At 58.6% G+C, this 20,047-nt stretch carries 17 protein-coding genes and 4 pseudogenes; 13 read left to right on the forward strand and 8 right to left on the reverse strand.

What is annotated here, in order from left to right:
• Positions 1-106: 106 nt before the first annotated feature.
• The 4 genes from KIO74_RS30010 to hmgA form a co-directional block, all read right to left on the reverse strand.
• Positions 107-1,213 (reverse strand): Gfo/Idh/MocA family protein, encoded by a 1,107-nt coding sequence (locus KIO74_RS30010; RefSeq protein WP_213339484.1) that lies wholly within the window; start codon positions 1,211-1,213, stop codon positions 107-109.
• A gap of 260 nt (positions 1,214-1,473) precedes the next feature.
• On the reverse strand, positions 1,474-2,538 hold the full coding sequence (locus tag KIO74_RS30015) for a fumarylacetoacetate hydrolase family protein (RefSeq protein ID WP_213339485.1): 1,065 nt from the start codon (positions 2,536-2,538) through the stop codon (positions 1,474-1,476).
• Between the two features lie 22 nt (positions 2,539-2,560).
• Complete coding sequence (locus KIO74_RS30020) at positions 2,561-3,385, reverse strand: IS5 family transposase (RefSeq protein ID WP_213331959.1); 825 nt, start codon at positions 3,383-3,385, stop codon at positions 2,561-2,563.
• 54 nt (positions 3,386-3,439) lie between these two features.
• On the reverse strand, positions 3,440-4,816 hold the full coding sequence (hmgA, locus tag KIO74_RS30025) for a homogentisate 1,2-dioxygenase (RefSeq protein ID WP_213339486.1): 1,377 nt from the start codon (positions 4,814-4,816) through the stop codon (positions 3,440-3,442).
• Between the two features lie 156 nt (positions 4,817-4,972).
• Between hmgA and KIO74_RS30030 the strand changes: the two genes are divergently transcribed.
• Positions 4,973-5,473, forward strand: coding sequence for a MarR family winged helix-turn-helix transcriptional regulator (locus KIO74_RS30030; protein WP_249731660.1), 501 nt, complete (start codon positions 4,973-4,975; stop codon positions 5,471-5,473).
• Positions 5,474-5,638: 165 nt separating this feature from the next.
• Here the strand turns inward: KIO74_RS30030 and KIO74_RS32585 are convergent, their stop codons facing one another.
• The gene (locus KIO74_RS32585; protein WP_349629247.1) at positions 5,639-5,899 is read right to left on the reverse strand and encodes a beta/alpha barrel domain-containing protein; all 261 of its coding nucleotides are present in this window, start codon (positions 5,897-5,899) and stop codon (positions 5,639-5,641) included.
• The gene (locus tag KIO74_RS30035; RefSeq protein ID WP_349629248.1) at positions 5,896-6,720 is read right to left on the reverse strand and encodes an oxidoreductase; all 825 of its coding nucleotides are present in this window, start codon (positions 6,718-6,720) and stop codon (positions 5,896-5,898) included. Before KIO74_RS30035 ends, KIO74_RS32585 begins: the two co-directional genes overlap by 4 nt.
• Before the next feature lie 191 nt (positions 6,721-6,911).
• On the opposite strand from KIO74_RS30035, the pseudogene KIO74_RS30040 reads away from it, so the two are divergent.
• Positions 6,912-7,789 (forward strand): annotated as a pseudogene (locus KIO74_RS30040) (IS1595 family transposase); the annotation flags it as partial.
• A gap of 277 nt (positions 7,790-8,066) precedes the next feature.
• On the opposite strand, the gene KIO74_RS30045 reads toward KIO74_RS30040, so the two are convergent.
• A complete protein-coding gene (locus KIO74_RS30045; protein WP_213339488.1) occupies positions 8,067-9,317 on the reverse strand; it encodes a cytochrome P450 in 1,251 nt (416 codons plus the stop codon).
• A 209-nt stretch (positions 9,318-9,526) separates the two neighbouring features.
• Between KIO74_RS30045 and KIO74_RS30050 the strand changes: the two genes are divergently transcribed.
• Complete coding sequence (locus KIO74_RS30050) at positions 9,527-9,850, forward strand: 2Fe-2S iron-sulfur cluster-binding protein (RefSeq protein WP_213339489.1); 324 nt, start codon at positions 9,527-9,529, stop codon at positions 9,848-9,850.
• A gap of 15 nt (positions 9,851-9,865) precedes the next feature.
• Here the strand turns inward: KIO74_RS30050 and KIO74_RS30055 are convergent, their stop codons facing one another.
• Entirely contained in the window at positions 9,866-10,792 is a 927-nt protein-coding gene (locus tag KIO74_RS30055) for an NAD(P)-dependent oxidoreductase (protein WP_213339490.1), read from the reverse strand.
• 134 nt (positions 10,793-10,926) lie between these two features.
• Between KIO74_RS30055 and KIO74_RS30060 the strand changes: the two genes are divergently transcribed.
• From KIO74_RS30060 to KIO74_RS30105, 10 genes and pseudogenes are all read left to right on the forward strand, one after another.
• Complete coding sequence (locus KIO74_RS30060; RefSeq protein ID WP_213339491.1) at positions 10,927-11,352, forward strand: carboxymuconolactone decarboxylase family protein; 426 nt, start codon at positions 10,927-10,929, stop codon at positions 11,350-11,352.
• A gap of 102 nt (positions 11,353-11,454) precedes the next feature.
• Positions 11,455-12,408 carry a Bug family tripartite tricarboxylate transporter substrate binding protein gene (locus tag KIO74_RS30065; protein ID WP_213339492.1) on the forward strand — a complete coding sequence of 318 codons (954 nt, stop codon included), beginning with the start codon at positions 11,455-11,457 and terminating at the stop codon, positions 12,406-12,408.
• A gap of 64 nt (positions 12,409-12,472) precedes the next feature.
• On the forward strand, positions 12,473-12,934 hold the full coding sequence (locus KIO74_RS30070) for a tripartite tricarboxylate transporter TctB family protein (protein WP_213339493.1): 462 nt from the start codon (positions 12,473-12,475) through the stop codon (positions 12,932-12,934).
• 2 nt (positions 12,935-12,936) lie between these two features.
• Positions 12,937-14,439 carry a tripartite tricarboxylate transporter permease gene (locus KIO74_RS30075; RefSeq protein ID WP_213339558.1) on the forward strand — a complete coding sequence of 501 codons (1,503 nt, stop codon included), beginning with the start codon at positions 12,937-12,939 and terminating at the stop codon, positions 14,437-14,439.
• Positions 14,440-14,445: 6 nt separating this feature from the next.
• A complete protein-coding gene (locus KIO74_RS30080; protein ID WP_213339494.1) occupies positions 14,446-15,693 on the forward strand; it encodes an NAD(P)/FAD-dependent oxidoreductase in 1,248 nt (415 codons plus the stop codon).
• 71 nt (positions 15,694-15,764) lie between these two features.
• A pseudogene (locus tag KIO74_RS30085) lies at positions 15,765-15,929 on the forward strand (transposase); the annotation flags it as partial.
• 180 nt (positions 15,930-16,109) lie between these two features.
• Complete coding sequence (locus tag KIO74_RS30090; protein WP_213332749.1) at positions 16,110-17,141, forward strand: IS110 family RNA-guided transposase; 1,032 nt, start codon at positions 16,110-16,112, stop codon at positions 17,139-17,141.
• 323 nt (positions 17,142-17,464) lie between these two features.
• Positions 17,465-18,682: an IS701 family transposase gene (locus tag KIO74_RS30095; protein WP_213339496.1), complete on the forward strand. Its 1,218-nt coding sequence runs from the start codon at positions 17,465-17,467 to the stop codon at positions 18,680-18,682.
• A gap of 287 nt (positions 18,683-18,969) precedes the next feature.
• Positions 18,970-19,302 (forward strand): annotated as a pseudogene (locus KIO74_RS30100) (IS110 family transposase); the annotation flags it as partial.
• 179 nt (positions 19,303-19,481) lie between these two features.
• Positions 19,482-20,033 (forward strand): annotated as a pseudogene (locus KIO74_RS30105) (IS21 family transposase); the annotation flags it as partial.
• Between the last annotated feature and the right edge of the window lie 14 nt (positions 20,034-20,047).

A 20,047-nucleotide genomic window follows, 5' to 3' on the forward strand; every position in this document is an offset into this window, starting at 1 on the left:
GATCAGGCTGCTGATTTGACCGCCGACATCGTGCTTTTCTGGCGCCTGCGCCGTGTCGGGCTTTTGGGGCGCGGTAGCCGCGCGGCAATCCCGGCACGAGAAGCGCCTATGGCGTGACGGAACTGCCCGTCTCAGCTGCGGCCTCCACAGCCGCGATTAGCCGGTGCAAGGCGACCGCGTCGTCAAAGCTCGGAGCTGTGCGTGTCCCGTCCCGCAAATCCGCAGCCATCCTGGCGTAAGTGCACGCCACATTCCGGTGCACGACATCGTCCGGCCATCCGGCATAAAATGAGTTCGGGACGTCCACCGGCCGCATTTCTTGCTCGGCTCCGCGTCCCCCCTTGATGGCGAGCCTCACCATCTGGGCATGACCCGACGCACCCGTCACCTGAATATCGCCTTCAGTGCCGTTGATCTCCCAGAGGAGGCCCGGGCCGCGTGCGGCCCCGCCACGATAATGGATGGAGATCGGAGCACCGCCTTCGAGCACGCCGCTCACCAATACCTGGTCGGGCGCGGTCATCGGTAAGGTTTCCCCCGTGTCAACAATTAGGGCTGACGTGCGCCGGTTGGCCAGGATCGCGGATAGCGCGACGACATCCCCGAGGACGTCGCGGAGAGCTGCCAGAGTGTGGCCGAGAGGAATTGTCAGCATGGTGGCGCCGTTGGCGCGATCCAGCAGATAGGCGCCGGTTTTCTTCTGAGGGATTGAGGCTCCCCAGCCACCTGCCCGGGCGATAAGAGTCGTTGACAGGACTTCGCCCACGAAGCCATCTGCAATCAACTGGCGCAGATACGCGATCTCAGGGGCCACGCGCGCCTGCGTCCCGACGACGCCGAGCACGCCTTTCGAGCGCGCGATACCGGCCAGCTCCTGAGCCTCGGCGAGGCCGTTGCCTAGCGGCCATTCGCAATAGACATGCTTACCGGCGTCAACCGCCGCCTTCACAATCTCGAAATGATGCGGCACCTTCACGGTCACCGCGACGATATCGACGGCCGGAGAAGCAACGAGCTCGGAGACGTCGGCGAACGCACGGGGAATATTGCAAGCCGCGGCCGCCGCTTCGGCGCTGGCGCGGCTGGTGTTGGCGACCCCGACGATTTCATAGTCGCGGGACAGCGCGCGAAGCGCCGGAATGTGGGCGCGAGCTGCCCAACTTCTTCCCGGTTGCAATCCGACGATGCCCACGCCAAAGCGCCGTTCAGTCATTGTTGTTCTCCCTGTCGACAAAGCGACCCCGCCGCAGGCTTGCAGGCTCGGTGCCGTCGCACTTGGTGGCACCAAGTGGATTGAGATTATCGTTGCATAAGAGAGGCCCTTCAGGTCGTAGCGCCGCAACTTGCTTGGCACTGCGGTCCTCGTCATATCTGCAAGGGCGCTATGCGCTTAAGTACTGGAGCTTAGGTCTAGGTTGGAGGTGGCCGAAGAATTCGCTAGCGATCGGTTCAGGTGAGTCCATCTGGACAGAATCAACTTGGAGTCTGTGCCGTGGCGGTTACCACACTCACGTCTGACAGACCGCCACCTACGCGCCGCACAACCCGCTGTTCGATCCGGCCAAAGATTGATTGGCCAGCCCAATCTTTCATCTCAATCGCCACGATGTCGTCGAAGCGTAGGAACGGTGTGGCAGGAGCGCCGTGGAGGATAGTCTCGACGGACCGCGTCTCAGCGATGCATGAATAGCCAAGGCCGCCTTCTGTTACCGGCTTTCCGCAGCCGCCGTCAGCATCCCGGTTCGAGATAGTTCCTGAGCCGATCAACGTGCCCGCCGACAGGCGACGAGTCTTGGCTGCGTGCATGATGAGAGTCGGGAAATCAAACGTCATGTCGATACCCGCATTGGGCTTCCCCATCAGCTGGCCATTAACGAAGGACAGCATCGGGAGATGAAGCAACCCGCCATCCCAAGCTGAACCGAGCTCATCCGGTGTCACTGCGACAGGCGACAGCGCGGAGGAGGGCTTGGCATGCACGAAGCCGAGCTCCTTCTTGATCTCTGACATCAGCACGATGCGCAGGGAGATGTCATTGACGAGCACTACGAGCTTGATTGCGGCAGCAGCTTCCTCGCGGGTTGGTGCCATCGGAACATCGTCAACTACGACAGCGATCTCGGCCTCGTAGTCGATGCCCCACCCCTCATCGTCCATTTCAATCGGGTCGCGGGGCGCAAGGAAGATATCGGAGCCGCCCTGGTACATCAGCGGATCGGTCCAGAAGCTTTCCGGAACGACGGCTCCACGCGCCTGACGGACGAGTGCGACATGGTTTACATAGGCCGACCCATCCAGCCATTGATAGGCTCGGGGGAACGGCGAGGCGACGTACGCTTGATCGAACGGCACGGAAGCTAAAGAGCCTATTTCGAGCTGCCTTGACAGTTCGCGCAGTCGAGGCTCTGTTGTGGCCCAATCATCAATTGCCGCTTGAAGTGTCGGGGCTACGGAGGTGGCATCGGCCATTCGCGTCAGGTCTCGCGAGACAGTCATCAAGCGGCCGTCGCGGCCATGTTTAAGAGAGGCGAGCTTCATCTTAGAGTCCGTTTGAGAATGGTCATGGATGGACACTTCTTCGGAGCATGAGGCTGCCGAGAGCGAGGTGGATCATCGCCTCTGAAACGTCGATCCGCTTCTCATAATCGCGAACGAGCCGTTTCCAGCGCGTCATCCATCCGAAGGTGCGCTCGACGACCCAGCGTCTGGGCAGCACCTTGAAGCCCGGCTCCTTGTCGGAGCGACGGATGATCTCGAGGACGAAGTCCTGATATGCCGCGGCGTCCATAAGGCGGGTGCGGTCGTAGGCACCGTCGGCAAACAGATGCTTGAGCCATGGCCATCGCTTGCGGACGGCCGCGACGATCGTTTGAGCACCGGCGCTGTCGGAGATGTCGGCAGTGGTCAGATTGACCATGAGCAACCTACCATCGGTATCGACGGCAATGTGCCGTTTACGACCGACCACCTTCTTACCGGCATCAAAGCCCCGCTTTTCCGCAGCTGGTGCCTTGATGGACTGGCTGTCAACGACGGCGGCCGTCGGGCTCTGTTCACGCCCTTCGCGCTCGCGGTCGAGCATCAGTGTGACGTCGTGGATCGTACGGAACAGTAGCCGGCGCACGAAGCGGCGGAACCACCAATACACCGTCTGCCAGGGCGGAAAGTCGTTCGGCAACATCCGCCATCCACCACCTGTGCGCGCCAGATAGCGAAGCGCATCAAGCACATCACGCAGGTCCGTCGCCGGCTTGCGTCCACGCTTGGCCACCGGTGGTAGAAACGGCTCAACGAACAGCCATTCTTCGTCCGTCAGATCGGTCGGGTAGCGCTTCGATCGCTTCTCAAATCCAGCCATCCGGCTACGGCTCGCTCGGGTCCACATCCCAAGCTTGAATCATGACCCAGCCGTCACATCAACCCATTCTCAAACGGTCTCTTACCAGTTTCCTGAATCTGGGCGGGACGGATCGAAATGCTTTTTCAGTCCGTTCCAGCAATCAGCGTAGTTGTCCTGAAGCTGACCGCCCTCCGTCGCATATCGCGTGACGCGCTGCGCGAAACGGGTTTCGAACATGAAGGCGAGGCTTCCTTCCATCTTGGTCGGCTTCAATTCAGCAGCGCTCGCATGCTTGAAAACGCCGGCATCGGGCCCGTGAGGCAGCATCTGGTTGTGCAACGAAATGCCGCCCGGGTTGAACCCATTCGGGCGGGCCTCGTAGACGCCGTGGACGAGCCCCATGAACTCCGCCATCAGGTTGCGATGATACCAAGGCGGCCTGAAAGTGTCCTCTGCCACCGACCAGCGATCGGAAAAAATGACAAAATCGACGTTGGCGGTTCCGGGTGTCTCCGAAGGCGCTGTGAGCACGGTGAAGATCGATGGGTCGGGATGATCGAACAGTACGGCGTTTACTGGCGAGAAGCGCCGCAGATCATATTTGTACGGTGCGTAGTTGCCGTGCCAGGCCACGACATCCAGCGGCGACTGGCCGATGGTCGCGGAATAAAGTTCACCACCCCATTTCGCGTAGAGTGTCGATGGCTGTTCGACGTCCTCATAGGCTGCGACGGGGGTCAGAAAGTCGCGCGGGTTGGCGAGGCAGTTCGCCCCGATAGGTCCACGATCCGGTAGGGTGAAAGCGCCACCGTAGTTCTCGCAGACATAGGCTCGGGCGGGGCCATCGATCAACTCAACTCTGAACACCACACCCCGCGGGATGACGGCGACTTCGCTCGGATGAATCTCGATGCCGCCAAATTCGGTCCGGAAGCGCAAGCCACCCTGTTGAGCAACAACAAGCAACTCGCCGTCGGCATTAAACATATACTCGTTTACCATCGAGCGCGTGACGATTGCCACGTGGGCGGCCATGCCTGTCTGGGCGTCTGTGTCGCCAGCGGTCGTAATGGTGCGCAGCCCCGTCACAAAGGTCAGTGCCTCATCCGAGATGGGGATCGGATCCCAGCGCATTTGTGCGATCGGGAGATTGCTCTCGTCGCGAGCGGCTGGCGCCGAGCGTATGAGCCCCTTGTCGATCTTCTGGAATCGACCGGAATGCTTGACGCTTGGCCGAATGCGGTACAACCACGACCGTTGATTCGTAGCTTGCGGCGCAGTGAAAGGAGAGCCCGACAACTGCTCAGCATAAAGGCCGTAGCTCAGCCGCTGCGGCGAGTTGCGGCCGACCGGCAAGGCACCCGGCAGTGACTCGGTCTCGAATGAGTTGCCGAAGCCCGACATATATCCTGGCGCCGTGGATATCTGTCCCGTGCGAGTGATTGCCATCTCGTCGTGTGTTGTCGGCTTGTTCATCTGACCCCCTCCCTCCCCTATGCGGCAGTGCTGAAGTCGCATAGTCACAGTTACAGATGTAACTATCAAGCTCGGGCAGGAAGAATGTCGGAGTGGTAACGCCCACAGCGACCGGCCGATTTTGGATGACGACAGACTCCCTTGAAGATTTGTGGGATGCAGGTTAGTCCTATTCGCAACAGTTGCGGGAAATGTCCGATCGCCGTGTCAGAGCTTCGTCTCGAGGTTTTCCTCCCCTATCGCTTGAGCAAAATTGCCATGGCGGTCTCGCGGCGGTTTAAGGAAGTCTATGGCAAGCAGTTCGAGCTCTCGATCCCCGAATGGCGTGTTTTGGCTACCATTGCCCAGTTTCAATCGATTTCCGCCAAGGAAATCGTCAAACATTCGGACATGCATAAGACCAAGGTGAGTCGGTCCATCGCTAAACTCGAGCGCAGGCGCTGGCTGAAACGTGAAAAAAATCAACTGAACCGGCGTGAGGAAATACTTACCCTGACACTGTCCGGACGCCAGAATTACAAGAAATTGGTACCCCGTATGCGGGCGCTGGAGGAGGAATTGCTAGGGCTTCTGGGGTCAGACGCGTCGGCAATAGATGCACTCATGAACCGTCTCGAACAAGTGCTGCTCGATTCCAGACGCGTAAGCGGTAGCTGACTGTTGACGCAATGCAGGCGCGAGGGGCGTTGTCATGTGGGAGCAGTACTTGTTCCGACCTCATGTCGGCACTGCCGAATGGTGTTTGGCGTAACCGAGAATGAAATCAAAGTTTGTACGAAGCCGACAATTCGGATGCGGACAAGTGTTCCCGCTCGATTTTGTTCAGTGAAGACTCAGGAGGTGTTCCCTGCTGAACGAGAGCAATTCTTCTGCGTTGCCATGACGAATGCGAAGGGTCCAATCGGGGTTCGAAATCAACGACCGGCCCACGGCGATGATGTCGAAGTCGCCTCTGGCGATCCCGTCTAGAACGGCGTCGAGCGTCTTGAGACTGAGAGCGCCCGCAGCGATCCCGGTGACGTCGGCCTTGAAGTCAAGGTCGAGCGTGACCGAACCGACCGCCATGGTCGGCTTGCCGGTCACCTTCTTTGTCCATTTCGCAAGATTGTCGGGGCTGCCGGGAAAGGCAGGCGTATCGAACCGACGGGTCGAACAATCGAAAAGGTCCACGCCCGCGTCCACCAACGGACTGAGGCAAGCTGGGCCCCGTAATCGTAGATCTTCCATTGCGAATAGCGAAAGACAATCGGAAACCCGGGGCCGCCCCGTCGGCGGCACTCGCGGACGACCTCCGTGGCGAATCGGGTCCGCTCCGCAATTCCGCCGCCGTAGGCGTCGCTTCGACGGTTCGTGAAGTTCCAAAGGAACTGATCGAGCAGGTAACCATGAGCTCCATGCAGTTCTATCCCGTCGAAGCCAAGTCTTGCGGCAGCCGCCGTCGCGTCGCCGAAATCGGCAATCGTCTCGTCGATCTGCTTTTGGGTCATAGGCGCGCCAACCGTTTCTCCAAGCCCTGTAAGGCCGGATGGCCCAATCATTTCCGCTTTGCTTTTGATGGTATTGGGATTGATCACCGTATCCGTCTGCTGGATGCCGACGTGCCAGAGCTGCGGCATGATCGAAGCGCCTGCGGCATGAACGGCGTCAACCACGCTCTTCCAACCCGCCAAGGCATCATTGCCGTAAAATCGGGGAATGAACTCGTTGCGCATTCCGACGCGATTGATGGCCGCACCCTCCGTCAGTATAAGTCCCGTTCCCCCCTCGGCGCGCCGCCGATAATAGTCAACCACGTCTTGCGACGGCACCCCTCCTGGGCAAAATTCGCGAGTCATCGGGGCCATCGCAATCCTGTTTGGCAACCGGAGATCGCCGAGGGCGAACGGCTCGAACAGCGAATCCATCGCGCCTTCGAGAACATTGGCTGCTTTCCCGTCAGTCATTCGACAATCCCATGCTAGATAAATAGGACAAAGCGTCTCGCGTAGCTTTCGGCGTCCGGGCCCGATGCCGCCTCGTTGCTCGACGGAACACTTTGACGGTCTTCGTCTGCGAACACCCCTATCGACCGATAGGCAGATAAACCGGGGGGCGGAGTGGCGATTGCCGGTTCCAGTTTACCGTGACGACCTACACCCCGCTGCACGCGACCAAATTGCCCTTGCGTGTCTGGCTGAAAGCGATGTGGCTGCTGCTGCAATCGGATAAAGGATTGTCCTCGGTACGTCTGGCCGAGACGCTTGGGGTAAGCCAGCCCACGGCCTGGCGGATGGGACATGCGCTACGCCTTATGGTGGCGCGAGAGAACATGCTTGCTGGCACGGTAGAGACCCACCCTTTCTATCGGAGGAAGATCCAGAAAGGAGCCGGATGAGCCACCTCCGGGACGGGGCCGGAAAGGTCGGGTGAAGACAGATAAAACACCGGTCATGGCGATGGTGCAGCGACTGACCGACGTCACACCCGGAACTCCGGCCGGTGAAGCGCGTGCCGCGGTCGTGACCGGTCTTTCGTCGCGCGCGGCCGAACGTGCGATTGAACCGCAGATCAAGCCCAACGCCCATTTGATGAGTGATAAAGCGAAGGCATTCATGGCCTTGGCGAGAGTTTTCCCAGGCATGAGACGGTGAAGCATTCCAGTCACGAATATGTTCGCGGCACTGTCCACGTCAATTCGGTAGAGGGCTACAATTCCCGCGTTCGACGGACCATCGCTGGCGTTTTTCACCACACCAGTCCGCAACATGCCGATCTGTATTTCCATGAAATCGGATTTCGCTGGTCCCAGCGGATGGTCACCGGAAGTGTCATCCGGAGAACCCGTAGTGGTCGGGAAATCTTGAAAACTCACTGGTCACGGGTGCCGCCGGCGATGCAATTGCCGAATGTTTTTGCACCGCCACGGGACGTCAGATGCGCCGCAACCCGGATGGCGGTATCATCATTAAATCAGCTGTAGCTGTCTTTGGTTGATAAGGGCGTGACACGCTAAGCCAGAACGAACCAGAAACTCTGCTTTTTACAGGCGCCTGAGGTACGATGTCGTGATAGGTCGTACAGGCGACCGCGCTGGTTCACCAGTCAGCTTCAGGGATTCGTTTTGCCCCTCCTCTATCCGTCTGATGCACCAAGCGAGGGAGATTGAACCAGGCATTTGATGGATCGATCTTGGCGTGCGGATCGACTTCTGACGTCCCGGCAAGCTCGCGGGGTAATGCGCACATCTTGAGACTGCGGACATGCAAGCTCTCTAGCGTCGCTGCTTCACCCATATTGGGCGGTATGAACGGAACATGAAGCCCTTCAACGCTGGTTTATTGCCGGGCACCAAGGCGAGGTTTGGAAAGCGCTCCAGAGCCTGGCCTATCGCTTCGATTAATTCAGCACGAGCAAGATTCGCACCCGGACAGGAGCGCGGCCCGGTGTTGAATGTGTAGTGCGTTCGACCATTCTTCCGATCGAGATCGGCCGCGTGGGGGCACTGAAACTGCGCCGGATCCCGGTTGGCCGCCTGAAGGATAGAGATGACCATATCGCCACTCGCGATTTTCTGGCCACCGAGCTCGGCATCGACGGTTGCCCGGCGAGGACGGAACTGCACGCTGCCATTCAGGCGCAGAACTTCCTCAACGAATCGGCTCGTCGTGGCGGAATCACCACTTCGAACGTTATTCAAGAGCTTAGGATCCGTGAGCAGCATGTTGAACCCGTTGGCGATCGACAGAGTCGTCGTGTCCGAGCCCGCGAATAGCAATCGTCGACACGCGTCGAGAGTGTCTGTCTCATTCCAGTCCGGGAAGATTGTTTTGCCGCCGGCCCAAAGGCGGCTGATGAAATCGGTGCCTGTGCCCGCCTTCCGCTCCTTTGCCAATGGAAGGAGCATCGCATTCAGTACTTCTGCCGCGGCGACGGCTCGCTCCTGAATTGCTTTGGCTTCGGCGGAAGCCTCGCCCTCGAGCTGGAGGGAGTTAGCGACGTTTGCGAACTCGGCGATACGGTCGTTCAGGCCCTTGATGATAGCGAGCTGTTCGGGGCTGCGATCCGGCAAGTCCATCAAACGCGCAAAGATGGCGACAGGGATGCGCTCCGCGTAGTCATCCACGATATCGAACGTATCCCGCTTCTCCAGGCCATCCAGAAGCTCCTTTACAACCGGAACGACGACATCCTCCCGGTAACGAGCGACCCATTGGGGAGACAGTAGTTCCCGAAGCCACCAGCGGTGCATCGCCCGGTGCAGGTCTCCGGTCAAAAACTGGAATGAGCGAGGATTGTTAAGACGCAGAGCCCGGTAACCTTCTCCCGCCTTCATGGAGAGATAAGGTTGCGCGAAAGTCGAGTCGTCCATCATTACAGCCTTGAGGGCTTCTGCGCCGACGACCAACCATGCATTCATCCGGTCATCCCACACGACATCTCCTCGTGAGCGCAACTCCTCGTAAAACGGATGAGGATCGGTATCAACAGTGTCCAAGTAGCTCTCAGCCAAGTCAAACGTCATCTTTCTCTCCTGATCCCCGGCACGCAAACCGATGCGCAGGGCGCCCGTCGGAACGGGCGCGAAACTTTCCCTACAAGGCAGCCGTTTTGGGCAACGCGTCACCTATCTTTCAGCAGGTGCGGCCGGGGCAGCAGATCCGCACTATACCGTCCATAAGGTGCGCCACGCAGCCGATGCGTGACCTCAGATCAACAGTTCCGAGAGCTACAATGCCCCAAGTTACTTATGTTAATCAGGACGGATCATCCAATCACATTGAAGCCACACCGGGCCAATCCGTTATGCAGATTGCGGTCAGGAATGGAATCGATGGCATCGTCGCGGAATGTGGAGGCGCGCTCATGTGCGCCACCTGTCACGCATATGTTTTACCGGAGGATGCGGGCCTCTTTCCGCCGCCCTCGGAAATCGAGAACGAAATGCTTGAAATGACAACCGCGCCGCGCACAGAGTTTAGTCGCCTGTGCTGCCAGTTGGTGATTGAAAAGAATCACGATAACGTGACAGTTTTCCTTCCTGAAAGCCAGACATGACAGGTGGCTGGGGTCTCAAGATCGAGCTGCGTCTTCCCGTACCTCGATACCTGCCGCCCGCTCAACCAACTTGACCAGCGCTGTGACGTCATCACCCGACATTCCTGCCTCCCCGGCAGCCTCCCAAAGCTTGGCCATCCCGCTGAGGGCAGGCATGTCATGGATGGGAAAGCCTGCTTGTTCGGCTTGCTCAAAAGCGAGCGCGATATCTTTCTCGAGCAGGGCGATCTTTCCGCCGTTGTCGAAGCGGCGCGATGTGATCGCATCGATCCGACGACGGGTGAATCCGGTACTGGCACCGCTGCTGCGCATGACGACATCAGCCATTCGGGTCGGAGACAGCCCAAGCTTGCACCCGAGTGTCAGGGCCTCGAAAGCCGTAGCCATGTTCGCTGCGGCTAGCAGGTTGTTGACGAGCTTCATGGTTTGAGCGTCACCGGGCCGATCTCCGATAGCGATGACAGACGTGCTGATCCTGGACAGGATCGGTTCGAGGAGCGCATGCAGCGCCTCCTCGCCAGCCGTCATGATGGTCAGCGATCCGCTTCTCGCGGCAGAGGCGCCTCCCGATACGGGCGCATCTAACGTCCGGATGCCTGATTTGCTGAGAATGTCCGCATAATCTCGTAAGTGGTTAGGTCCGACAGTCGACATTTCGACAAACACACGTATCCTCGATCCCTTCACCAATCCTGACCCGCCCAGCGTAACCTCCCTGCACGCAGCGAGGTGGGGAAGACAGGTGAAAACAACATCGGCCGCGTCAGCAACACCTTGTGGTGATGAATGTGAGAAAGCGCCTAGGCCCGAGAATCGTTCGAGCGTTGCGGCATCCGAATCGTAGACATGAAGAGCCGCGCCCGACGATAGTAGCCGACCAGCTATGGCGCCGCCCATATTGCCGAGACCAACGAATCCGATGTCAGAGATGGCTTGGCTCACTTTGGTCTCCGTGCTTTGATTTCTCAGTTACCGTTTAATCTAGTAGGGTAGGCCAACTCCTATCCTTAGGAAGGCGAGCAAACCTAGTGTCCTGAAGAATAATCGAAGTTCAAGTAACAGCCAACGAGTTTGATATGACCAGTCTAAGCGAGACGGGACGCAAGATCCTACGGCGCCTCATCGGCGAGAGCAATTTTGCTGCACGCGATGCCTCCCGAAATACCTTCAATTCAGATTTTCAACGCATATCAGAAGAATACGCCTTTGCGACCATCTGGAACCGGACGGGGCTCGATTTCAAGACCCGCAGCCTGCTCTGCATCGCCTCGCTCACTGCACTGGGGCTCTGGCCGCAGCTTAGGATGCACATCCACAGCGCCTTGAATAATGGATCAACAATAGACGAGCTTAAGGAGGTGGTCATTCACCTTTCGGTCTATGTCGGACTCCCTGCTGCGTCCGAGGCCGGCCGTATGATCGAAGCAGTACTCGCCGAACGGGGACAGAGCCCGGCAACTACACCTCAGCCACCCGCTAAAGGCCTATCCGATGATAGGTGAACCAGAATGCGCTTCGGAAAAGACTGCTGTTCCGTACAGTCTCGATAAAGAAGACCTGCTCCCAACGTCCCCAATGGACTGCGGTCAAATCTGGAGGAAAGTATGATTTCACGTATCATTGTGGGTGCGCTCGCCTTGGGCGCGCTCGCAGTTCCGGCTGCCGCGGCGGACTATCCGGCTCAGCCTATCAAGGTGATCTTGCCATTCGGTCCAGGGACGGGCAGCGATATTGCGACCCGGATCGTGCTCGACGAGGTTCACAAGCAGACGGCTGCAAACTTCGTCATCGAGAATCGCGCGGGAGCGCTCGGCGTCATCGGGGCGACGGCGCTGCTCAGGGCACCCGCCGATGGCTATACGGTCCTGATGACCGGAACGTCCTCACATTCGCTCGCGCCATCACTCTCCAAGTCAGCTACGTACGACCCGTTAAACGATTTTTCGCATGTCATTACGATGACCTATATTCCCTTCACGGTGCTCGTCCCATCAACATCGAAATACGACACGATCCAGTCGCTGATAAAGGATATCAGGGCGAATCCGGGCAAGCTGACCTACGGGTTCGCCAGCGGAAGTACTCGCATTTTCGGCGCTAAATTTCACAAGCTGTCTGACATCGATGCTCTGGGAGTTTCCTACAAGTCATCCCAAGAGGCGTTGACTGATCTGCTCGGTGGTCAGCTCGACTATATGGTCGTCGACTCGGCTGCCGCTGTTGGCATCATCAAAGGAGAAAAAGCTCGCGCCTTAGCGATGCTGAGCGACGAGCGCTCCAGGCTGCTGCCCGACGTTCCAGCGTTGAAGGAACTCGGATTGCCGTCCATCAAGCTCACCGGTTGGACCGGGCTCGCGGGGCCCAAGGGCATGCCCGATGAGGCGAAACGATGGCTGGCCGAGCACATCGGTGCTGCCCTTGCCGACACTGCAACAATCGAGAAGCTGAAGAACAGCACGGTCGAGGCCGCGACACCGGTAGATGTGGATCAATGGGTACGGACTCAGCTTCAAAGCTGGAGCGAGGCCGCGAAGGAAGCTGGAGTTCAGCCGGAATAAACCCGGTCGGTCGCCTTACCAAGGTGGCGGCCGACGATTTCCTCCCGACCGAAGCGAGAAACGTATGTCGATCAATCGGCCCAAAGACCTCATTCTTGGTTTGATTTTCCTCGTCGTGGGCTTGACAGGAATTCTGATCGCGAGGGGTTACCCGTTCGGTACGACCCGGATCATGGGACCGGGTTTCTTCCCAATCATGCTGGGGGGGGGCCTTGTCGGACTGGCGGCTGTCCTGTTGGTCCGGAGCACCCTTGGTCCCCGCGATAGCCTCCTGTCGATCGCGATAAGGCCGCTGGCTCTCATACTTGGCGGAACGCTACTATTTGGTCTCCTGATCCGGCCCGCAGGATTGATCATCTCGATCATTCTCATGGTCGTGGTCGGCACCGCAGCGGACAGGCAACTGAAGCTTCACCAGACACTCCTCCTCGCCGCTATCCTCGCCGGTGCTAGTGCTTTTGTTTTCGTTTATGCATTGGGCCAGCCCATTCCGATCCTCGGGAGCTGGTTCGAGAACGGAGTATAATGATGGATCTGCTGCAAAATCTCGTTCTCGGATTCGAGACTGCGGCCACGGGACAAAATCTCCTGTATTGTTTTGTCGGGTGCTTTCTGGGCACGCTGATCGGTGTCCTCCCAGGTCTTGGCCCCGCTGCGACCATCGCCATGCTCCTGCCGGCAACCTTCGCGCTCGATCCGACCGCCGCGCTAATCATGTTGGCAGGCATTTATTACGGCGCCCAGTACGGTGGATCGACCACGGCAATCCTGGTCAATCTTCCAGGCGAATCCTCGTCTGTTGTGACGGCAATTGACGGTTACCAACTGGCCCGGCAAGGTAAAGCGGGCCTCGCGCTCAGCACCGCTGCACTCGGCTCTTTCTTTGCTGGATCAGTCGCCACCCTGGTGATCGCGATGTTCGCGCCAGCGCTTTCTTCAACGGCACTTCTTTTCAGCGCGCCCGAGTACTTTTCGCTGATGGTTCTCGGCCTTATCGCATCCGCCGTATTGGCGCACGGCTCCCTCGTCAACGCACTTGGGATGATTCTCCTGGGTCTTCTCATCGGCATCGTTGGAATCGACGTGACATCGGGAGCGAACCGTTTTGCATTTGGTATACCGGAACTTTCGGATGGAATTGGAATCATTCCTGTAGCGATGGGAATGTTTGGACTGGGAGAAATCATTCATAATCTTCAGGCCAACGAGGGTGAGCGAACCGCATACAAGGCAGCTCTCGGCGGCATGTTGCCGAGCCGGAAGGAAATGCGCCAGATCACGTCGCCGATCCTCAGAGGGACCGTCATCGGCACGATCCTTGGCATACTCCCAGGAGGCGGCGCACTGCTGTCTTCGTTTGCATCGTATGCGATAGAAAAAAAGCTCTCGAAGGACCCTAGCCGTTTTGGTCGTGGCGCAATCGAAGGCGTGGCCGGTCCAGAATCGGCTAATAACGCTGGCGCCCAGACATCTTTCATTCCGTTGCTCACGCTCGGGATCCCCTCCAATGTCATCATGGCGTTGATGGCAGGCGCAATGATCATGCACGGAGTGCAGCCCGGCCCGGCCGTCGTACGCGAGCAACCCGCGCTGTTCTGGGGCATGATCGCATCGATGTGGATTGGCAACCTTATGCTTGTCATTCTCAATCTGCCGCTGATCGGTATTTGGGTTCGTCTGCTGACGATCCCTTACAAATATCTCTTCCCGTCGATCATGGTGTTCTGCGCCATCGGCGTCTTCACTATTGGCGGGAGCCAAGTCGATATATACGTGATGGTGATCTTTGGATTCATGGGTTTCATATTCCGGAGACTGGATGCAGAGCCCGCGCCGCTCCTCATGGGAATGATCCTGGGTCCGATGATGGAAGAATATTTGCGTCGTGCGATGCTCATCTCGCGCGGCGACGCCACGGTATTTCTGCTGCGCCCGATCAGCGCGACATTGCTAGCGCTTTCGGTCGCGGCAGTTCTGCTGGTTGCCTTTCCAGCCATCCGTCGCAAACGCGACGAAGCTCTGCAGGATTGATGCAAATTGGACAGCAGTAGCAAGCATCAACCTGTCGTCATCGTCGGAGGCGGGCAAGCCGGGTTCCAGGTGGCGGCCTCATTGAGGCAGGCAGGTTTTGCGGAGCCACTTCTCATCATCAGCGACGAAAACCATCTGCCTTATCAACGCCCACCTTTATCGAAGTCGTATCTCAATGACGGTGCAGCGCCAGAGAGCCTCCACTTTCGTCCGCAGGAGTTTCTTGAAAGCAACAGGATCGACTTTGAGAACAGCACTTTGGTTCAGGCCATAGATCGGCAAGCAGGCAAGATCGTTACGTCGAAAGGAAAAAATCGGTCATTCAGCCGGCTCGTGATTGCAACAGGCTCACGCAACCGGGCCTTGCAAGTCCCTGGCGCGCAGTTGAAGGGCGTCGTCGGTCTCCGGACGATTGCCGATGCCGAGTATGTTCGTTCATTGCTTCTCGATGCGGAAGATGTCGTGATCGTCGGTGCGGGATTTGTCGGTCTCGAACTCGCATCTCATTCCGCGAAACGTGGCCACCGGGTAACCGTCGTGGAGGCGGCCGAAAGAGCTATGCAGCGTGTGGCATCACCGCAAGTATCGGCTGTCTTCGCTCGAGCGCACGCGCAAAATGGTGTGATGTTTCGCTTCCGTAGCGGCGTCGTGAAGCTGTTGGGTGAAGCCGGTCATGTCAGCGCTGTTGAGTGTGACAACGGCGACATTATAAGAGCCGATTTGGTGCTAGTCGGAATTGGCGTCATACCGAACACCGAACTGGCAGCCGAGGCTGGCTTACCGGTCAACAATGGTATCGTCGTCGATGAGCGTCTTCGCACAGCCGACCCTCGCATTTCCGCCATAGGCGACTGCGCGAATCATCCAAGCCGCTTCGCGTTGAACTCCGTGCGAATTGAATCCGTGCAGAATGCTACCGATCAGGCTCGCCATGTCGCGTTGAGTCTTTCAAACGGGACGGACGAACCTTATGCTGCGGTTCCGTGGTTCTGGAGTGAGCAGGGCAAGTTGAGGCTTCAGATCGTCGGGCTATCCCACGGGGTTGATCATTGGGTAATGCGTGGAGAGCCAGACTCGCACGCATTCTCCGTCTTTGGCTATCGCGGGTCGAAGCTCGCCGTTGTAGAATCCGTGGGTCGCCCGGCTGACCATGTCCTCGCACGAAGGTTAATCGGAGCCGACATTGATGTCCCGCCGGAAATGGCAGCCGACCCGTCGCGTGACATCAAAAGCCTAGCCTGGTTGGCTACCTAGGGTCCGGACCCATAAAAGTGGTTTGCTGGTTAGGCGATTTGTGATTCACGGCTTCCGACAGGAGGCTACGAATGAATCGGGACTGTTTCTGGCTGACAGACGAGCAATTCGCGCGGATTGCACCCCATTTGCCGAACGATACGAGAGGCAAGCCGCGCGTCGATGATTGGCGGGTGATCAGCGGGATCGTGCACGTACTTTCGAAGGGTTGCCACGCGTTACGATCGCCTCGCGACCAATTTGCTTTCCGCAGTCTGCACCGCCGCGACCATCAGCTGCTGGTTATGAGTCTTGGCCCTAGATGCCGTAATGGGCCGGTGTCTCAAGAGTAGCCATGCTGTGTGGCTGTCCCTCAGAATGATGTTGTTGAAACGAGGTTCGAGCGATCGGCCTCAAGCATCATGAGAGGAACAGCCGTGGAGCATTATGCAGGAATCGATGTCTCTCTGAAAGAGAGCAACGTGTGCGTCGTCGATACGACTGGAAAAGTGGTTCGCGAGGTGAAGCTCGTCAGCGAGCCGGAGGCCTTGGTTGGGTATTTCGAATTGCTCGGATTGCCTGTTTCCCGGATCGGTCTCGAAGCCGGCCCGCTATCGCAGTGGCTGCATGCAGCGCTCTTGGCTGCCGGCCGTGACGTGGTTTTGCTGGAAACGCGGCACGTGAAGGCGGCGCTTTCAGCGATGACGGTGAAGACTGACCGGAAGGATGCGCGGGGCATCGCGCAACTGCTGCGGATGGGATGGTATCGGCCGGTCCATGCGAAGTCGTCAGCGGCCCAGGACACACGAGCGTTGCTCGTCGGGCGTAAGCTCCTCCAGGGCAAGCTGCTCGATGTCGAGCTCAGCATCCGCGGCATCTTGCGGGGCTATGGATTGAAGGTCGGTGAGGTCAGCCGGGGGCGGTTCGAGGCGCGTATCCAGAACCTGATCGCGGGACACGCCACACTCTCGACGGTGATCGGCGGAATGTTGGCGGCGCGAGCGACGCTATGGAGCGAGTTTACAAAGCTTCATCGGGAGATGCTCCGGATCGCTCGGGCCGACGCGATCTGCCACCGACTGATGTCGGTGCCCGGCGTCGGTGCGCTGGTTTCGCTGACATACCGCTCGGCAGTGGACGACCCGACACGCTTCGGGAAATCCAGCACCGTCGGCGCATACTTCGGTCTGACGCCGAAGAAATATCAGTCCGGGGAAACCGACCGGGATGGCGGTGTCACGAAAATTGGCGACGCCATGGTACGCACCGCCTTGTTCGAAGCAGCACATATCATGCTGACGCGGGCGACGCGCTTCTCCGGCCTCAAACAGTGGGGGCTGAAAGTTGCGCGGCGGCGCGGAATGAAGCGCGCGAAGGTGGCGCTCGCCCGCAAGCTGGGTGTCGTGCTCCATCGCATGTGGATCGACGCGACCGACTTCCGGTGGAGCGCCGTGCACGTGGCCGCTTGAGAGTAGAAATGAGATTGGGTCGGTCAGGTTAGGCCGGCTCTGTTGGGGTCCCGTCGCCGGGACGCAGGCTTGGCAAGGTCGTGTGTAGTGCTGTGATTGCCTCGGCAAATCACGCTTCCTAGATTGACCTGCCGGCTTGAGGATCTGATGGCATGGTGTGGCAGCCTTCGTGCTGACCACGGACAGAAGCATGATCCTGGCGACGAGATATCGTTCAGAGGGACTTGACGATCAAAGGCCCATTACAGAAGCATTACTTTGGCAGATTAATCCTCGATTAACGATGATCGGCCATCTTTGGCACTTCAACAGGGGTGCGATGGATGGTGGAGCAGGATGTTGCACTGACGGATTGGCTGAAGCCGTTCGTGGAGAAGCTTGGTCACAAGAAGCGGCGGAAGATGTGCCCGATTTATATTTCCGGCCTGATCGGTCCGGGAGATCGCAAGAGCATCGAGCCGATGGCGGGGCGACTTGCGCCCGATCATTATGATCGCCTCCATCACTTCATCTCTGATGGCATTTGGGAGGCTGGTCCACTTGAGGCAGAATTGGCCGTGCAGGCTGACAAGATCGTCGGGGCTCCAGATGCATTTCTGGTGATCGACGATACAGGTCTTCCGAAGAAGGGCGACCATTCTGTTGGGGTCGCGCCGCAATATGCGTCGATGCTGGGCAAGAGAGCCAATTGTCAGACGCTGGTGTCGTTGACGTTAGCACGCGACGAGGTCCCCATCCCAGTGGGTTTGCGTCTGTTCCTGCCCGAAAGCTGGGCCAGTGATCACGATCGGATGGCAAAAGCTGGTGTTCCCGAGCCGATGCGGATTTCCAGAACCAAGCCGGAGATCGCACTCGACGAGATCGATCGGCTGATCGCAGTAGGCATGCGGTTCGGCACTGTGCTGGCTGACGCAGGCTATGGTCTATCAGCCGCTTTTCGCCAGGGCTTGAGTGCGCGGGGCCTCACCTGGGCCGTCGGCATTCCCAAGCATCAGAAGGTCTATCCCCATGATGTCGCATTGATCTTTCCTGTCGCCGGCCATGGAAGACCGCGTAAACATTCCATCCCCGATACGCTATCGACAGCAGCCGAAACGATCTTTGCAGGTTCAACATGGAAGAAAGTCAGTTGGCGTCGTGGCACGAAAGGTCGATTGGCCGCGCGCTTTGCTGCCGTCCGCATTCGGATCGCTGATGGCAGTCCGCAACGTATCCTCGACAAGGGACAGCAGCATATGCCGGGCGAAGAGGCCTGGCTGGTCGGTGAATGGCGTTCAAACGACGAACGCAAATATTATCTCTCCAATCTGCCGGCAGAGACGACTTTGAAAGCTCTCGCGACGGCCATCAAGGCTCGATGGGTCTGCGAGCAGGCCCATCAGCAAATGAAAGAAGAACTCGGCCTCGATCACTTCGAAGGCCGGTCATGGCAAGGCCTTCACCGACACGCCCTGATGACGATGATTGCCTATGCCTTCCTGCAACATCAGCGCCTGCACAAGGTAAAGCGGGAAAAAAAGGAAGAGACACGGCCCGCCTAAACCGACACTGCCAGCTATTCGGCGCGCAGTCATAGCCGCGCTCTCAAACCACCATCCACGACAACGATGTCCACACTGCCGTATCAGGCTCCAAATGATCCCAAAATCAATTCTGCCAAAGTAGTGCTAGGAGACCTGTGCGCCGGTAGGTGCTGGACGCAGGGTGTTGACTAGATGTCGTACTGGGCCTGCCGCCAGCGGGGTAGCGTGGCGGGACGGCTGTCCCTCAGAGTGATGGTGTCGAAACGGGTCCGAGGGATCGGCCCCAAACATCATGAGGAACAGCCATGGACTATTATGCCGGAATCGACGTGTCGTTGGAACTCAGCAGCGTCTGCGTGATCGACGCGACAGGGCAGATCGTTCGCGAGGCGAAGGTGGCGAGCGAGCCCGAGGCGCTCATCGCCTTCCTGACCGAGCTGGAACTGCCCCTGACCCGCATTGGCCTGGAGGCGGGCCCTCTCTCGCAGTGGCTGTATGCGGGCTTGGCGAAGGCCGGGTATGACGTCGTGCTGCTGGAGACACGGCATGTGAAGGCGGCCCTTTCCGCCATGATCGTCAAGACTGATCGCAGGGATGCGCGTGGCATCGCCCACCTTCTGCGCATGGGATGGTTGCGCGGCGACAATCAAGGTGAGATTCAGCGTCAATCAGGATGAGACTCTGCGGCGGGGGTGTGACGTAGGGAGGGCGTAGCCCGACCGCAGTTACACCCCCGCCGCGGCGCAATTTTTCGGCGTCTCATGATCGCGGTCGGGCCGGTAGCGTTGGTGGTTTTCTGGAATGGAGAATCACCTTTGTGCCGGGTCGCCACGTAACCGATCATCAGACGAGGCTTTTTATGAAGTACCGACAAACGCATTCTGTTGAGATCGCCGCCGCAAAGGCGTCGATCAGCCGGGCGACGGCTTACCGCATCGAGAAGGACGCACGTCTTCCATCGCAGAGCAGGCCGCCGCGCAGCCGGCGTCGCCCGGATCCGCTTGAGCATATCTTCGACGCGGAGGTCGTTCCTCTCCTCAAGGCCGCTCCAGGTATCCGTGCGGTCGCCGTTTACGACGAGATGCTGCGGCGCCATCCGGAACTGTCCGAAGGCATTCGCCGCACGCTTGAGCGGCGTATCCGGTCATGGCGGGCTGTTCACGGCGAGGCACAGGAGGTGATCTTCCGCCAGACGCACGAGCCCGGCCGACTGGGGCTGTCGGATTTTACCGACATGAGCAGCCTCGGCGTGACGATCGCGGGCCAGCCTCTCGACCATCTGCTCTACCATTTTCGACTTGCGCATTCCAGCGATGATGGGCAGTCATTCCGGGCGATCGTGGGCAGTGGTTCCACGGCATCGTGGGCAGCTTGAGCCTGACC

The organism is Chelatococcus sp. HY11, assembly GCF_018398335.1.
Classification (GTDB): Bacteria; Pseudomonadota; Alphaproteobacteria; order Rhizobiales; family Beijerinckiaceae; genus Chelatococcus.

Coding starts and splice junctions, on each gene's coding strand:
- KIO74_RS30015 (WP_213339485.1), bottom strand. CDS start 2,538: ATGAAGCTCGCCTCTCTTAAACATGGCCGCGACGGCCGCTTGATGACT.
- hmgA (WP_213339486.1), bottom strand. CDS start 4,816: ATGAACAAGCCGACAACACACGACGAGATGGCAATCACTCGCACGGGA.
- KIO74_RS30095 (WP_213339496.1), top strand. CDS start 17,465: ATGGTGGAGCAGGATGTTGCACTGACGGATTGGCTGAAGCCGTTCGTG.
- KIO74_RS30030 (WP_249731660.1), top strand. CDS start 4,973: ATGCAGGTTAGTCCTATTCGCAACAGTTGCGGGAAATGTCCGATCGCC.
- KIO74_RS30035 (WP_349629248.1), bottom strand. CDS start 6,720: ATGGATTCGCTGTTCGAGCCGTTCGCCCTCGGCGATCTCCGGTTGCCA.
- KIO74_RS30050 (WP_213339489.1), top strand. CDS start 9,527: ATGCCCCAAGTTACTTATGTTAATCAGGACGGATCATCCAATCACATT.
- KIO74_RS30045 (WP_213339488.1), bottom strand. CDS start 9,317: ATGACGTTTGACTTGGCTGAGAGCTACTTGGACACTGTTGATACCGAT.
- KIO74_RS30075 (WP_213339558.1), top strand. CDS start 12,937: ATGGATCTGCTGCAAAATCTCGTTCTCGGATTCGAGACTGCGGCCACG.
- KIO74_RS30010 (WP_213339484.1), bottom strand. CDS start 1,213: ATGACTGAACGGCGCTTTGGCGTGGGCATCGTCGGATTGCAACCGGGA.
- KIO74_RS30020 (WP_213331959.1), bottom strand. CDS start 3,385: ATGTGGACCCGAGCGAGCCGTAGCCGGATGGCTGGATTTGAGAAGCGA.
- KIO74_RS30065 (WP_213339492.1), top strand. CDS start 11,455: ATGATTTCACGTATCATTGTGGGTGCGCTCGCCTTGGGCGCGCTCGCA.
- KIO74_RS30070 (WP_213339493.1), top strand. CDS start 12,473: ATGTCGATCAATCGGCCCAAAGACCTCATTCTTGGTTTGATTTTCCTC.
- KIO74_RS30060 (WP_213339491.1), top strand. CDS start 10,927: ATGACCAGTCTAAGCGAGACGGGACGCAAGATCCTACGGCGCCTCATC.